The sequence below is a fragment of the Alcaligenes sp. CHO6 genome, assembly GCF_037120595.1.
GTDB classification, from domain to species: Bacteria; Pseudomonadota; Gammaproteobacteria; order Burkholderiales; family Burkholderiaceae_B; genus Alcaligenes; species Alcaligenes ammonioxydans.
The window spans coordinates 1-539 of sequence record NZ_JBANCI010000018.1 but is presented as its reverse complement, the minus strand read 5'-3'; the positions used below and the strand labels follow the sequence as shown (position 1 = coordinate 539).

Here is a 539-nt window from a genome sequence, read left to right as displayed (position 1 = left end):
CCTTCGTCGCCTTCCAGAGCCAGTTTGGCCGAACCCTTGATGATCGGGGTGTCGTCGCCAGGGAAGTCGTACTTGGACAACAGCTCACGAACTTCCATTTCAACCAGTTCGATCAGCTCTTCGTCATCAACCATGTCGGCCTTGTTCAGGAACACGATGATGTAAGGAACGCCAACCTGACGGCTCAGCAGGATGTGCTCGCGAGTCTGGGGCATTGGGCCGTCAGCGGCCGAGCAAACCAAGATAGCGCCGTCCATCTGGGCAGCACCGGTAATCATGTTCTTGACGTAGTCAGCGTGGCCGGGGCAGTCAACGTGAGCGTAGTGACGGTTAGGCGTTTCGTACTCAACGTGCGACGTGCTGATGGTGATACCACGTGCTTTTTCTTCAGGGGCGTTGTCGATCTGCGAGTAATCGCGTGCTTCGCCGCCGTATGCCTTGGACAGAACCGTGCAGATTGCAGCGGTCAGAGTGGTTTTACCGTGGTCAACGTGACCGATAGTACCGACGTTGACGTGCGGTTTAGTCCGTTCAAACTT

At 56.0% G+C, this 539-nt stretch carries 1 protein-coding gene; it reads right to left on the bottom strand.

From position 1 onward, the window contains the following. On the bottom strand, nt 1-539 hold a 539-nt coding region (locus tag V6936_RS17305; RefSeq protein WP_336580172.1), incomplete at both ends, for a GTP-binding protein.